A 13986-nucleotide genomic window follows, 5' to 3' on the forward strand; every position below is an offset into this window, starting at 1 on the left:
GCGGAACGGGGGGAGGCCGGCGGCGGAGTCTAGGAGCGTTCGGTGAGGCGGTCGAACCGCAGGACGAGCCCGTCGAGCAGCGCTTCCAGGCCGGTCTCGAAGGCGCCCTCGTCCACCGTCCCACGATGCCCGGCCAGCCGGTGCGCCTCGCCGAGGTGCGGGTAGTCGGCCGCGTCGTACACCTCGGCGTCCGCGGGGAAGCCGGCCGCGAAGGAGGCCAGCGCCGAGCCGGTGACGAAGTAGCGCATCAGCGCGCCGATCCGGGTGGCCTGGCCGCGCGGCCAGCCGGCCTCGACCAGGTGGCCGAAGACCGCGTCGGCCAGGCGCAGCGCGTTCGGCCGGCGGCCCGGGCCCTGGGCGAGCACCGGCACGATGTTGGGGTGGGCGGCGAGGGCGGCGCGGTAGGAGCGGGCCCAGTCGCGCAGCGCGTCCGGCCAGGGCGTCGGCCTACCGCCGGGCGAGCGGTCGGGCGCGCCGTCGGGAGTGCCGAACATCGACAAGTCGACCTCGCCGATCACGCTGTCCACCACCGCGTCCAGCAGTTCGTCCTTGGTCGCGACGTGGTTGTAGAGCGAGGGACCGCTGACCGACAGTTCGGTGGCGAGGCGGCGGGTGGAGAGGGCCGCCAGGCCCTCGGCGTCGATCAGCCGCAGAGCAGCGGCGACGATGCGCTCGCGGCTGAGCAGCGGGGTGCGCGGGCGGGCCATCGGGGTGCTGCCTCCGGTTCCTCCGGTCGGGTGGGGCGGGGACCGATTCTGGCAGGCGCCCCTTCCCAGCGCGGGCCGGCCGGGGCTACAGTCCCTCCATAAAACTTGCAGCGCTAGTTTAATGGATCTGGAGCCGCCGTGAACCTGGAGCTGTCCGAGGAGCAGAGCGCCGTCCGGGACCTCGCCGCCTCCTTCACCGATCGCGAGATCGCTCCGCACGCCGCCGCGTGGGACCGCGCCGAGTCCGTCGACCGCGCGATCATCGGCAAACTGGCCGGGCTCGGCTTCCTCGGCCTCACCATCCCCGAGGAGTACGGCGGCAGCGGTGGCGACCACCTCGCGTACTGCCTGGTCCTGGAGGAGCTCGGCCGCGGCGACTCGGCCGTCCGCGGCATCGTCTCGGTCACGCTCGGCCTGGTCGCCAAGTCCGTCAACGGCTACGGGACTCAGGAGCAGAAGCGGCACTGGCTCCCCCGGCTCACCTCGGGCGAGTCGCTCGGCTGCTTCGCGCTCACCGAACCCGGCACCGGCTCCGACGCGGCCAACCTCAGCACCCGTGCCGTCCGGGACGGCGACGACTGGCTGATCAGCGGCGCCAAGATGTTCATCACCAACGGCACCTGGGCCGACGTCGCCCTGGTCTTCGCCCGCACCGGCGGCGACGACCCCGACCGGCAGGGCCACAAGGGCATCACCGCTTTCCTGGTGCCCACCGACCTGCCCGGCTTCACCCGCACCGAGATCCACGGCAAGCTCGGCCTGCGCGGCCAGGCCACCGCCGAACTCGCCCTCGACCGGGTCCGGGTGCCCGACAGCGCACGGCTCGGCGAAGTCGACAAGGGGTTCCGGGTGGCGATGTCCGCGCTCGCCAAGGGCCGGATGTCGGTCGCGGCGGGCTGCGTCGGCATCGCCCGTGCCTGCCTGGAGGCCGCCGTCCGCTACGCCGGCGAGCGCGAGCAGTTCGGCCGCCCGATCGCCTCGCACCAGCTCGTCCAGGAACTGCTGGCCGGCATCGCCGTCGACGTCGAGGCCGCCCGGCTGCTCACCTGGAAGGTCGCCGACCACATCGAACGCGGCCTGCCGTTCGCCACCGAATCCTCCGTCGCCAAGCTCTACGCGAGCGAGGCCGCCGTCCGGGCCGCCAACAACGCGCTCCAGGTGTTCGGCGGCTACGGCTTCATCGACGAGTACCCGGTCGGCAAGTACCTGCGCGACGCGCGGGTCATGACCCTCTACGAGGGCACCAGCCAGATCCACCAGTTGCTCATCGGCCGCGCCCTCACTGGGGTCAACGCCTTCTGACCAGCCCGTTCATCCCATCCGATCAGCCAGGACGGGTCAATCGGACCACCCGGACCGTCCTGACCACCCGGACCGTCCTGACTGCTCGGATCACCCCGACTGCTCAGATCACTCGGATCACTGAGATCACTCGGATTCAACCGGATAGGAGCCCGACGACGTGCGTCCCGTCTACTTCGCCGCAGCCCGCCGCACACCCATTGGCCGGCTGCGCGGAGCGCTCGCCACGGTCCGCCCGGACGACCTCTCGGCCACCGTGCTGCGCGCCCTGCTCGCCGACGTCCCCGCCCTCGACCCCGCCCGCATCGACGACGTCTACTGGGGCGCCGCCAACCAGGCCGGCGAGGACAACCGCAACGCCGCCAGGATGGCCGTCCTGCTGGCCGGCCTGCCGGAGACCGTCCCCGGCGCCACCGTCAACCGGCTCTGCGCCTCCGGGCTGGAGGCCGTCACCCTCGCCGCCCGGGCCATCGGCTCCGGCGAGGCCGACGTCGTCCTGGCCGGCGGCTGCGAGTCGATGACCCGCGCCCCCTTCGTCCTCCCCCGCCCCGACGAGGCCCTCCCGCACCGGATCGAGACCTACGACACCCGGCTCGGCTGGCGGCTCACCAACCCCCGGATGGCCGAACTGCACGGCGTGCTCAGCATGGGCGAGACCGCCGAGGAGGTGGCCGGCCGGTACGGCATCGGGCGGGAACGCCAGGACGCCTTCGCGCTGCGCAGCCACCAACGGGCCGCCGCCGCCCGCAAGGACGGCCACTTCGACGCCGAGCTGATCCCGGTCGAACGGCCCGACGGCGTGATGGTCAGCCAGGACGAGGGCATCCGCGAGGACACCAGCCTGGAGAAGCTCACCCGCCTCAAGCCCGCCTTTCGCCCCGGCGGCACCGTCACGGCCGGCAACGCCTCGCCGATGAACGACGGCGCGGCCGGGCTGCTCCTGGTCGGCGAGGAGGCGCTGCGCGACCTCGGGTTGCGCCCGCTCGGCCGGTACGTCGCCGGCGCCTCCGTCGGGGTGCACCCCGACGTGATGGGCATCGGCCCGGTGCCGGCCACCCGCAAGGTGCTCGGCCGGGCCGGCTGGTCGCTGGCCGACCTCGACACCGCCGAGCTCAACGAGGCCTTCGCCGCCCAGGCCCTGGCCTCCGCTGACGGCATCGGATTCACCCCCGAACAGGCCGACGAACTGGTCAACCCGAGCGGCGGGGCGATCGCGCTCGGCCACCCGCTGGGCGGCTCCGGCGCGCGCATCCTCACCACCCTGCTGCACCGGATGCGCCGCACCGACGCCCGGCGCGGCCTCGCCACCATGTGTGTGGGGGTCGGTCAGGGCACCGCCGTCCTCGTCGAGAACGTTGACTGAGTGCGCGCCCGCGTTCGCGCTCGCGTTCACGTCCGGGTTCGCGTTCACGTCCGAGTTCGAGTTCACGTCCGAGTTCGAGTTCACGTCTGAGTTCACGTCCGAGTTCAAGGGAGCACCGGGAATGACTGAAGTAGCCGCAGTGGCCGAAGTGACGGGCCTGGCGGGCAGGTTCGCGGGGAGGGTCGCCGTCGTGACCGGCGCCGCGCAGGGCATCGGCGCGGCCACCGCCCACCGGCTCGCCGAGGAGGGCGCGGCCGTCGCCGTCGTCGACCTCACCGCCGAACGGGCCGCCGGGACGGTCGCGGCGATCACCGCCAAGGGCGGCACCGCACGGGCGTACGGCTGCGACGTGGCCGACTACGACGCCGTCGAGGCGGTGTTCGCGCAGGTCGCGGCGGACCTCGGTGGGGTGCACATCCTGGTGAACAACGCCGGGATCACCCGGGACAACCTGTTCTTCAAGATGCCGAAGGCCGACTGGGACGCGGTCCTGACCGTCAATCTGACCAGCGCGTACAACTGCAGCCACGTCGCGCAGAAGTACATGGTGGCGCAGAAGTACGGGAAGATCGTCTCGCTCAGCTCGCGCTCCGCCCTCGGCAACCGGGGACAGGCCAACTACGCGGCCGCCAAGGCCGGCATCCAGGGGCTCACCGCGACCCTCGCGATCGAGCTGGGGCCGTTCAACATCAACGTCAACGCCGTCGCCCCCGGGTACGTCGCCACCGCGATGACCGCGGCCACCGCCGAGCGGGTCGGCAGCACGGCCGAGGACCAGCAGGCGGAGGTCTCCGCCCGGACCCCGCTGCGCCGGGTGGGACAGCCGGAGGAGATCGCGTCCGTGGTCGCCTTCCTGGCCAGCGAGGACGCCTCGTACGTCAGCGGGCAGACGCTGTACGTCAACGGCGGGGCGCGGTAGGTCTAGCCCGGGCGGGGACCTTCAAGGACTCTTCAGCATTAGTACGATAATACTGACGTAGCGTCACATGACCGTCCCGGGCGTGGGGTTACCTTCACCTGGGACGGCCTTTACCTTTTCGCGTGGCCGAGCATGACCATGCCTCTGATCAGGCGACCCCACCAAATGACTATGGCATGATCATGCGGCAGTCGATGGGATGGCCGGACCGACCCGACCGGACCAGGTCGGGCCCTGCGCCCCAAGGAGTCCCATGGGCAGCCCCGCCCCCCTTCGCCGTGCCCTGGCTCTGCTCGCCGTCGGGGCCACCGCCCTCACGGCCGGCACCATCGCCGTCCCGGCGGTCGGCGCCGCGACCGCCGCCCCCGCGCACGACCTCACGGGCGTCCACGTCCGCCCCGCCTCCTTCGGGCACCACAACGCCCAGGGCCGCACCGCCCCGCTGACCACCACCCAGTGCGTCAGCCAGATCGGCATCCACTGCTACTCGCCGCTGCAGTACCGGAACGCCTACAACCTGAACCCGTTGTACCAGGAGGGCATCACCGGCAAGGGCCGCACGATCGTCATCGTCGACTCCTTCGGCTCGCCGACCATCCAGCACGACCTGGAGGTCTTCGACAAGCAGTGGGGCATCCAGGACACCAACGTCGAGGTGGTCAAGTGGGGCAACGTCCCCGCCTTCGACCCCAAGAACCCCGACCACACCGGCTGGGCCGGCGAGACCACGCTGGACGTCGAGTACGCCCACGCCATCGCCCCCGACGCGCACATCGTCCTGGTCGAGACCGGTGTCGCCGAGACCGAGGGCACCACCGGCCTGCCCGAGATGATGGACGCCGAGAAGGCCCTCATCAAGGCCGGTCGCGGCGACGTCATCTCGCAGAGCTTCGGCGCCACCGAGAACACCTTCCCGGGCTACGACAAGGGCGACTTCAAGTCGCTCACCGACCTGCGCTACGCCTTCCAGGCCGCCGCCGACCACAACGTCACCGTGCTCGCCGCCTCCGGCGACAACGGCGCCACCGACTCGCAGGCCAACGGCACCGACCTGTACCCGTACAAGGTCAACTCCTGGCCGTCCTCCGACCCGCTGGTCACCTCCATCGGCGGCACCCAGCTCACCCTGGACGACAACGGCGCGCGCACCGCGCCCGACAAGGTGTGGCACGACAAGTCCGGCGCCGGCGGCGGTGGCGTCTCCGGCATCTTCGAGCGCCCGTGGTACCAGGCCGGCGTCGCCAACGTCACCGGCAACCACCGCGGCACGCCCGACATCAGCATGAGCGCGGCCGTCGACGGCGGTGCCTGGACCTACGAGTCCTACGACCCGACCTCCGTCGGCTGGCACCTCACCGGCGGCACCAGCGAGGCCACCCCGCTGTTCTCCGGCGTCGTCGCCCTCGCCGACCAGCTCGCCGGCCACCGCCTCGGCCAGCTCAACTGGCGCCTGTACGGGCTCAACCTGCTCCCGAGCGCGTGGAGCGGCATCACGGACGTGAAGGAGGGCGACAACTCCTGGGGCAGCGTCACCGGCTACACCGCCACCGAGGGCTACGACCTCTCCAGCGGCCTCGGCACCATCGACGGCGCGAAGTTCGTCCACGCCATCGCCGGTCGCTGACGGGCCGCAGTGAGTAGCAGGTAACAACTAACAGCGAACAGATAACAGATTTCGAAATCTGTTATCTGTTCGCTGTTCTCTGTCATCTGTTCGCGGCCAGGTACCGGTCGTCCGGCCCAGCCGCGCGCGGCGCGAAGGGTCAGACGCGGTCCGCCGGGGCGGAAGCAGGCGTCGCGGCGGGCTCCGGGGCGGCGGCCAGTTGGGCGAGGTAGCGCTCGGCGGCGCGGAGCTTGCGGCCGTCGGGGCCCGGGAGGTAGGCGCGGAGCTCGATGATCTCCGGGGCGATCCGAAGGGCCGCCGCACGATCGGGGACAGAGCGCCAGCAGGCCTCGGCGTTGGTGGCCGCCTGTTGGGTCTCCGGGTGGTCCGGTCCCTGCGAACGGAGCAGCGCCAGGGCCACCTCGCGGTAGATGTCCGCGGCCTCGGCCGACCGGCCCGCGAGACGGCACACGTGCGCCCGGACCTGGCGCACCTGGAGGACCGGTTCGGAGACGGCGCCGTGCTCGGCGATCGCCTCCAGTTCGAGGGCGAAGGCGAGTTCGGTGGCGGCGCCGTGCTCTCCGGCGTCCGCGCTGCGGACGATCCGGCCGATGGCCTCCCGGTAGTCGGCACGCGGCTGACCGGACACCGGAGCGTCGACGGGCACCGCATCGGCAGGTACCTCGTCTGCCGGGACGGGGTCCGCCGGGGCCTCCGCCACCGGGACCGCGTCCACGGGGGCCTCGCCCACGGGGGCCTCGTCGTCGGTCGGGGCCGTGCCGTCCGGCGCTTCCGCCGTCGGCACCGCGTCGGCGGGGGCCTCGTCCACCGGAGGGGCCTGCGCCGGGACGGCGTCCTGCGGTTCCGCCGTCAGCGTGGCGGCGTCCGCCGGTGCCTGCTCCGGCTCCCACTCCGACTCCGGCTCCATCTCCGGCTGCTGGGGCTTGGCCAGCGTCACGCCTGCGGACGGCTCGACAACCTCGGGCGTCGCGTCCGCCGGAGCGGGCTTGTGCAGGGTCACGCCGGCCGGACCGGCCGGCTGCCCCTTCAGCAGGCTGACCGGGCGGGCCGGCCTCGGCGGGGTGGGCGGCACGCCGGGCTTGACCAGGCTCACCGGACCGGCCTCGGCCGTGGGAGCGGGGGAGGCCGACGGCGGCGGAGCCGTGGGCGCCACGGGCGGTTCGACGACGGCGTCCTGTGACTCCGCCCGGCCCGGCACCGGCGGCACCGACAGCGCGGGCGGCCCGGACGACACCACATCGGCGCGCACGGCATCGACCGGCACCGCATCGACCGGCGGCACCGCGTCGGCCGACGCCGACACGTCGGCCGGCGGACCGTCGCCACGGCGGGCGGTGTTGCGGAAGACCGGGCGGTCCGGGGCGTGCGTGGCCAGGATGACGACGTCCGGCCGCAGCACCGAGTACACCTGCTGCCGCAGTTGCTCGGGCGCGAGCACGTCGCCCGCGCCGGGGCGGCCGCCGTGCAGCGCCTCGATCAGGGCGCGGGTGAAGGTGCCGATCTGCTCCGGGTCCGGGCTGACGACCGCCCAGAGCGGGATGCCCTCGCTGAGCGGCGAGGCGGCGCCCTGGAGGTACGGCCAGGCGTTCTGGTCGGCACTGAGGTCGGCGACGACGAGGGTCTGCCACTCGGCCGGGCGGTGGCTCAGCTCGGCGGCGACGGCCTGCCAGGGCAGGCCGTCCTGCTTGGAGTCGCGCAGGGTGAGCTGGAGCTGTCCGCCGCGCTTGTCGGCGACCACGTGACCGCCCAAGTGGACGAGCAGCGGCCCCGGATGGCGGGACGCGGCGCGCAGGTGGGCGAGGACGGTGTGCGGGTCACTGGCGCCGGGGAGGTGGACGGCGTCCACCGCGTCCGCGGCGAGCAGCACCTGCGGTGAGACGGCCGCGAGCATCGCGGACAGCACCGACGCCTGGGCGGGACCGCCCCGACCCCAGGTGCGGCGCCCGGAGTTGCCGTACCCGCCCTCGACGACCAGGATCCGTCCGCGCGGCGCCGCCCCCAGTCCGCCTGTACCGGGAGCGCTCACGCCCGGGGCCGGGAAGGACAGCGGCGTGGCCGTGGACGGCAGCGCGCCCACGGCGGGCATGCCGGTGACGGTCCATCCGGTGGGCGCGGTCGGCGGCGGGCCCGGCACCGCGGCCGGAGCCGTCGGCGGGGCTGCCGGAGCGGACGGCGGGAGCGGGGGCACGGGCGGCGGCTCGTAGAGCGCGGCGGGCCCGGGCGGGTGCTCCTCGGCCGGGGTGCGCGGCGGCGGTACGGCGTCCCAGGGGCCCGAGTCCGCTGCCGGTTCGGGGCCTCCGGGGACAGCTGTCGTCTCCGCCATCTTCTGGTCACCGCCCACCCCGCCGCTTCGCGGCGTCTGATGCCCTTGCTGGGTGGTGCCTACCACCACTCCCGTCGCGCCACCCTACGAGATCCCGGCACACCCGATCCAGGCCGGGTCTCCGATCGGAGCGCCACGCGGCCCGCTATCGTGCCGTCATGGCAGGCCCCGGTACACCTCTCCTGTTCCTCGACGTCGACGGACCACTCATCCCCTTCGGCGCGCCGCCCCCTGGCGGCTACCCCGTCTTCCGCGGCGACTCCGCCGCCGCACCCGGTCCGGGCGTCAACCCCCTGCTGGCCCGCGTCGATCCGGCACTCGGCGGGCGCCTGCTGAGCCTGCCGTGCGAACTGGTGTGGGCGACGACGTGGATGTCCGATGCGAACGAGTGCCTCTCCCCCCGGCTCGGACTGCCGCAACTACCCATCGTGGACTGGCCGGTGGCGGAAGGCGACGAACCGGCCGACCTGCACGGGAAGACCCGCGCGCTGGTCGCCCGAGCTGCCGGCCGCCCGTTCGTCTGGGTGGACGACGAGATCACCGCCACCGACCGCCGCTGGATCGCGGCCCACTCGCCCGCCCCCGCACTCCTCCACCGCGTCGACCCCCAACGCGGCCTCACCGCAGCCGACTTCGCCACCCTGGACGCCTGGTTGCGCGCACTACCGACTCGACGCGCCCTGGACTCCCCGACCATCTAGACTCCCGGACCGTGGACTACGCCGCCGGACCGCCCCTGCCCTGGCACCTGACGCTGGACGGCGGGGCGGTGGTCGAGCTGTGGGCGGACGGGTACGGCGTCGAGGGCGGGGCGTACGTCTTCAGCGTGCTCGCCCGGGCCACCGTGGCGGAGCAGGGGCAGGTCGACGTCGTCGCCCGGACGCCGGCGGACCCGACCCGGGTGGGTGTGACGGTGGCCCGCGTCCCGGTCGCCGCCGTCTGGGACGTCCACACCGCCACCGAACGCACCGTCGACGGCCGGTGCGTCTGCCCGACCTGACCGACCCCACCGGCCCTGCCCTGCATGCCGCTGCCCGGTCACCCCGAGGGGCGGCCGGGCAGCGGCATGCAGGGGACGTCAGGAACCGGCCAGCAGATCGCGGAGCAGGGCGACGGTGTCGGCGTCCAGGTCACGGCCGGTGCGGCGGCTGAGCGCGTCGAGACGGTTGACGGCGCGCAGGAGTTGGTCGCGGGCGCCGGCCGAGGCGTAGGCGTAGAAGAGGTCCCGGTGCAGGAGTTCGACGTCCGGGGCGACGGCGAGGCCGCGGAAGACGGCGGCCTCGGCGCTGCGGTGGTCGCCGTACTGCAGGCGGCGGGCGGCCAGTTCGTGGGCGGTGTCGACGATCGCCGCGATCATGTCCTGGCGTTCGGCCTCGGCCCAGCCGTAGGAGGCGGGCGGGGCCTCGGCGAACGGGGCGCCGCGCACCAGGGCCAGGGCGTGGGCGAGGGCGGCGTCGGCGGTGGCGCTGGTGCTGCGCATGCCGCGCCGGTAGAGGCTGCGGAACTCGTCCCAGTCGCAGGTGACGACCGGGGTGAAGGAGTAGCCGTCGGTGGTGTCGGTCGGCAGGAAGGCGCGGCCCTCGGGCGAGGTGCCGAACCAGGCGGCCAGGTCGGCGAGTTTGCCGGGGAGCGGGCTCTTGGCGTCGGCCGCGGTGGGGTGCGGGTCGAGGTGGGCGGCGCCGGGGTGGAGGTCGTGGTCGAGGGCGTGGTGGTCGGCGCCGGGCCGCAGCGCGAGGTAGACGGCGAGTTCGGTGAGCCGGGACAGCGCGCCGGGTTCGGCGGCACCGAGGGCTCCGGCGACGTCGACCGGGCCGAGCAGGCGGATCCGGGGGGCGTTGCGGGCGGCGTGCGCCTCCGGGGAGCGCAGGATGGCGAGCAGGTCGTCGCTGTCGCTGCGCCCGGGGGTGGTCTGGGCGACCGGGGCGGCGGCGGGGCCGGGCTCGGATCCGGGTTCGAGCCCGGGCTCGGCGTAGGAATCGGCCTGGGAGCCGGCTTCGGCCGGGGCCTCGGCTTCGGTGCCGGGCACGAGGTCGGGCGAGGGCTCCGGCCGGGACGGGACGCGCGGGTCGACGCCGGAGGGCGCGGGCGCGGGCTGGTGGACCGGGGCCGGCTCGACGGGCGGCGGCGGCACGACCGGCTGGACGGACTGGACGGCGGGCACGGACGGCACGGACAGCACGGGCTGGACGGACGGCACGGCGAGGACCGCCGCGGGGGCTTGCTGCGGTGCCTCCGCCGCGTCCCCCGCCACCGCGTCCGGGCGGCGCAGGTCCCGGGTGGCCTCGTCCGCTGCCTCGTCCGCGGCCTCGTCAACGACCTGACCGACCACGAGCTCTTCCTCGGTCCCGATCCCGCTCCCGGTACCGGCTCCGCTCCCGACCTCGACCTCGACCTCGACCTCGGTCTCGACCTCGGTCTCGGTCTCGGCGGAGGCGGCCTGCCGCCCCTGTCCGTTGACCGCGTACCGCCCCGGCCCGGCCGGAGGGGCCGGCACCGGCGTCGCCGGGTCGGTGCCCGCGAACGGGCTGGCGCCGGTGCCGATGACCCGGGCGAGCAGCCGGGGCCCGGCGGCCGTGTCCGTACCGCCCTGCACGCCGGCCGCGGGGGCCCCGACGGCGGCCAGTACGGGTACGGCGGCGGGCAGTTCGGCCGTGTCGGCGTCGTCGTCCGCGTCGGGGTCGAGGCCGGGACCGTCCAGGGTCCAGGCGGGGGCCGGGTGCTGGGTGAGGTCGTCGGCGGCGCGGAGCAGTTCGGCGACCTGGTCGTACTGCTGGTCGCTGAGCCGCTGGAGTTCGACGGTGAGGTGCAGGCCGGGGATGGCCGCCTGGCCGGTGGCCGGGAGGGTCCAGCGGGCGACCGGGCCGGTACCGCGTTCGGGGGCACGGGTGATGACGGCGACGCAGGTGCGCGGCCGGGCATCGAGCAGGCGGCCGAGTTCGGCGGGGACCTCGCCGCCGGGCTGCTGGGCGCAGAGCACGATCTCGGGGGTCCAGGACTCGTCGGCCTGGCCCCGGCTGCGGGCGTCGCGCGGGCTGGCGGCCTCGGCGGCGACCAGCGTGGCGCGGGCCTTGGCGGTGCGCGGGCCGAGGGCGGCGAGCGCGGCCTCCAGGGTGGGGTGGCGGTGGATGCGTTCGGCGGCCGGGCCGCTGATCGGCACCTCCTCGGCGAGGTCGACCAGGTGCAGGTGGAGCCGGTCGGCGAGCGGGCTGTGCGCGAGTTCGATGGCGAGGGTGCGCAGGATGTCGCGGGCGTCGTCGGGGTGGCCGGAGAGGTGGAGCAGCCGGACGGCCTCCAGATCGGCGAGGACGACCGAGCCGTCGGGCGAGGTGCCGAGGGTGACCAGGGCGGGGTAGGGCGCGGCGGTCTTGCGGGCCTGGGCGGCGCTGAGCAGGTCGCCGGAGTCGAGGCTGCACCACCAGACGTTGGCGGCGTGCGCGGCACGGAACGGCGCGATCGGGGTGGCCGGGCCGGAGAGGTGCAGTTCGATGGTGTGGCCGGGGGTGATCCGGGCGGCGACGATGGCGGGCAGGCGCTTGCCGCCGCGCACGGTGTTGCGGGCCATGGTGCGCAGGGCGCGGTCGAGCAGGTCGAGGCCCGCGTCGTCCTGACGGGCCCTGAGCTCGTTCTCGAAGGCGGCGGCCTCGGCGTCGGGCATGGTGATGCGGTGCCGGGGGCGGCGGGCGCGCAGCTGGGTGCCGCGCTTGTGCGCGACGGTGCCGACCATGACGGCGGCGAGCAGGACACCGACGGTGGAGGCAGTGAGGGCGATGGAGTAGTCGTCGCCGGCGGCCGGTTCGGCGTGCGCGGCGGGGGCAGGCGCATGGGTGGGCGCGTGGGTGGGCGCCGGGGTGACGGGATTAGACGCGGCCGGGGTCGGCGCGGCCTGGGTCGGCGCGGGGGCGGGGGTGGCGGGCGCCTGATCGGCCGGCGGCTGGCCGGTCGACGGCGCCGACTGCGGCGCCGGAGCGGGAGCGGGAGCGGGAGCGGGCTCGGACGAAGGAGCAGGCGAAGGAGCAGGCGCGGGAGCGGCGGCCCCCGGCACCGTGAGCACCATCCCGGGCACCAGCACGTCCGGATCGGTCAGCCGTTCCCCGTCCGGCGCCTGGGCGCCCTTGTTCGCCTCGAACAGCTTCGGCCACGCCTCGGCGTCCCCCAACTCCCTTTGGGCGATGGCGGACAGGCTGTCCCCGCCCTGGACGGTCACCGTCGCATGCCCGCCCGCACCCGGCTCCGTCCCGGCCTGCGGCACCTGGGCCGACCCGGCACCGGGAGCGGGGGCAGGGGCAGGCTCGGACGAAGGAGCGGGCGCAGGAGCGGGCGCGGGCGCCGACCCGTCCGCCTTCGCGTCCCCCGGCATCAGCAGCGCCCACCCCGGCTGGATCGGCCGGTCGGCGTCGAAGCGGATGCCGGAATCGTCCATCACCCGGCCGTCGTTGAGCTTGGCGATATCCACCCACCGTTCACCGGAGCCCAGTTGGCGTTCGGCGATGGACCACAGGCTGTCGGCGGGCCGACTGTCCCGCACGGTGTACGTGGGGTTCTGCTCGGCGGCGGGCGCCAGGGCGGGCGCGGCCTGGGCGGCGGGCAGGGCGGCGCGCTGCACGCCGGCCGCCAACTGCGCGGGGGCGGTGGCGGTGTGGGCCGGGGTGGCGGCGAAGGCCGAGCCGGCGACCGGCATCAGCGCGAACACCGAGCCGACCAGGCCGGCCGCCATCCGCTGGCTCCAGCCGAAGGCGGGGATGCGGCGGGCGATCCGGCCGCGCAGCTGCGCGGGGATCTCCAGCAGGACGGAGAGCGCGAAGCAGGCCCAGGCGAACCAGCCGACCACGACCAGCAGCCAGAGGAACAGCCGTCCGTCGTCCGGGCCGGTGAGCGCCTGGCCGACGCCCTCCGGCGCGACGTCGCCCATCGCGGCGACCGCACGGGTGCCGTAGAGCAGCAGCGCGGGGACACCGAGCAGCAGGGCGAGCAGGGTGACCAGCGCGGCGAGCGCGGTGATCAGGGCTGCGCCGCGGCCTCGCCCACGCGGTGGGCGGGGCGCCGGGGCGGCGGGGCGGCCCGCGGCCCGGTGGCCGGTGTGGGCCCGGCCGTCGGCGCCCCGGGCCTGGTCCTTGGCGCCGGGGCTCCGGCCCTTGGCGGTTCGAGCCCGGCCCGGGGCGGTTCGGGCCTGGTCCTTGGCACGTGGCGCGGCCATCAGTCGGTCTCCGCTTTCTCGACTCCGTGGACGAGGGTCGCACTGCCCTTGCCCGTTACCTTCCGCTCCCCGAGCGCGCCCAGCAGGACGGGCCGGTAGTCGGCCCGCACGGTGACGGTGACGACCTTGCCGTCGCCGGAGAACTCGACCTCGCCCGCCTGAAGGCCGTACAGGGCCAGGTAGGCGTCGGCGGCCTGCCGAACGTAGTCCTGCTGGACCTTGAAGCCCTTCCCCTGGAGGACGGCGGCCTGGTCGAGCTGCTGTCCGCCGACCCGCGCGGCCTCCTGGGCGTAGGCGTCGGTGCGTTCGGCGACCCGCAACCGGCCGCCGGCGTCGATCACCAGGGCGATGACGAGCACGACGTAGGCCGCGCAGATCGCCACGAAGAGGGCGACCGCGCCCCGGTCGGAGCGGCGCCGGCGCCGCGCCCTGACAGGCACTCCCATCCCCCCTGCCCCTCCCGCCCCTCGTCCTCCCCACCGGCCCCCACCGGGCGCCGGCCGGTCCCGTCGTGTCATCCCCCGTGCGCTCTCCGCTTGCGTCTCCCCCGCGCG

10 protein-coding genes are annotated in these 13986 nt (G+C 74.7%); 6 read left to right on the plus strand and 4 right to left on the minus strand.

All coding sequences use genetic code 11. The features are described 5' to 3' along the window. Positions 1-29: 29 nt before the first annotated feature. Positions 30-707: a TetR/AcrR family transcriptional regulator gene (locus AB0O82_RS00135; RefSeq protein ID WP_363579153.1), complete on the minus strand. Its 678-nt coding sequence runs from the start codon at positions 705-707 to the stop codon at positions 30-32. A gap of 138 nt (positions 708-845) precedes the next feature. Here AB0O82_RS00135 and AB0O82_RS00140 point away from each other — a divergent pair, with 138 nt between their 5' ends. The 4 genes from AB0O82_RS00140 (at position 846) to AB0O82_RS00155 (ending at position 5915) form a co-directional block, all read left to right on the plus strand. Next, complete coding sequence (locus AB0O82_RS00140; RefSeq protein ID WP_363579155.1) at positions 846-2009, plus strand: acyl-CoA dehydrogenase family protein; 1164 nt, start codon at positions 846-848, stop codon at positions 2007-2009. A 160-nt stretch (positions 2010-2169) separates the two neighbouring features. Continuing rightward, positions 2170-3372, plus strand: coding sequence for an acetyl-CoA C-acyltransferase (locus AB0O82_RS00145; RefSeq protein ID WP_363579157.1), 1203 nt, complete (start codon positions 2170-2172; stop codon positions 3370-3372). A 121-nt stretch (positions 3373-3493) separates the two neighbouring features. Next, positions 3494-4291 carry a 3-oxoacyl-ACP reductase FabG gene (fabG, locus tag AB0O82_RS00150; protein ID WP_363579158.1) on the plus strand — a complete coding sequence of 266 codons (798 nt, stop codon included), beginning with the start codon at positions 3494-3496 and terminating at the stop codon, positions 4289-4291. Between the two features lie 253 nt (positions 4292-4544). Continuing rightward, entirely contained in the window at positions 4545-5915 is a 1371-nt protein-coding gene (locus AB0O82_RS00155) for a S53 family peptidase (RefSeq protein ID WP_363579160.1), read from the plus strand. Positions 5916-6054: 139 nt separating this feature from the next. Here AB0O82_RS00155 and AB0O82_RS00160 read toward each other — a convergent pair whose 3' ends face one another. Beyond that, a complete protein-coding gene (locus AB0O82_RS00160) occupies positions 6055-8238 on the minus strand; it encodes a hypothetical protein (protein WP_363579162.1) in 2184 nt (727 codons plus the stop codon). A 158-nt stretch (positions 8239-8396) separates the two neighbouring features. On the opposite strand from AB0O82_RS00160, the gene AB0O82_RS00165 reads away from it, so the two are divergent. Beyond that, positions 8397-8939 carry an HAD domain-containing protein gene (locus AB0O82_RS00165; RefSeq protein WP_363579164.1) on the plus strand — a complete coding sequence of 181 codons (543 nt, stop codon included), beginning with the start codon at positions 8397-8399 and terminating at the stop codon, positions 8937-8939. An 11-nt stretch (positions 8940-8950) separates the two neighbouring features. Next, positions 8951-9238: a hypothetical protein gene (locus tag AB0O82_RS00170; RefSeq protein ID WP_363579166.1), complete on the plus strand. Its 288-nt coding sequence runs from the start codon at positions 8951-8953 to the stop codon at positions 9236-9238. A 78-nt stretch (positions 9239-9316) separates the two neighbouring features. On the opposite strand, the gene AB0O82_RS00175 is transcribed toward AB0O82_RS00170, so the two are convergent. Together AB0O82_RS00175 and AB0O82_RS00180 are read right to left on the minus strand one after the other, a co-directional pair. Further along, positions 9317-13432, minus strand: coding sequence for a BTAD domain-containing putative transcriptional regulator (locus AB0O82_RS00175; RefSeq protein ID WP_363579168.1), 4116 nt, complete (start codon positions 13430-13432; stop codon positions 9317-9319). After that, positions 13432-13878, minus strand: coding sequence for a hypothetical protein (locus tag AB0O82_RS00180; RefSeq protein WP_363579169.1), 447 nt, complete (start codon positions 13876-13878; stop codon positions 13432-13434). The genes AB0O82_RS00175 and AB0O82_RS00180 overlap by 1 nt, the downstream gene beginning before the upstream one ends. Between the last annotated feature and the right edge of the window lie 108 nt (positions 13879-13986).

Source organism: Kitasatospora sp. NPDC088264, from assembly GCF_040685715.1.
GTDB lineage: Bacteria > Actinomycetota > Actinomycetes > Streptomycetales > Streptomycetaceae > Kitasatospora.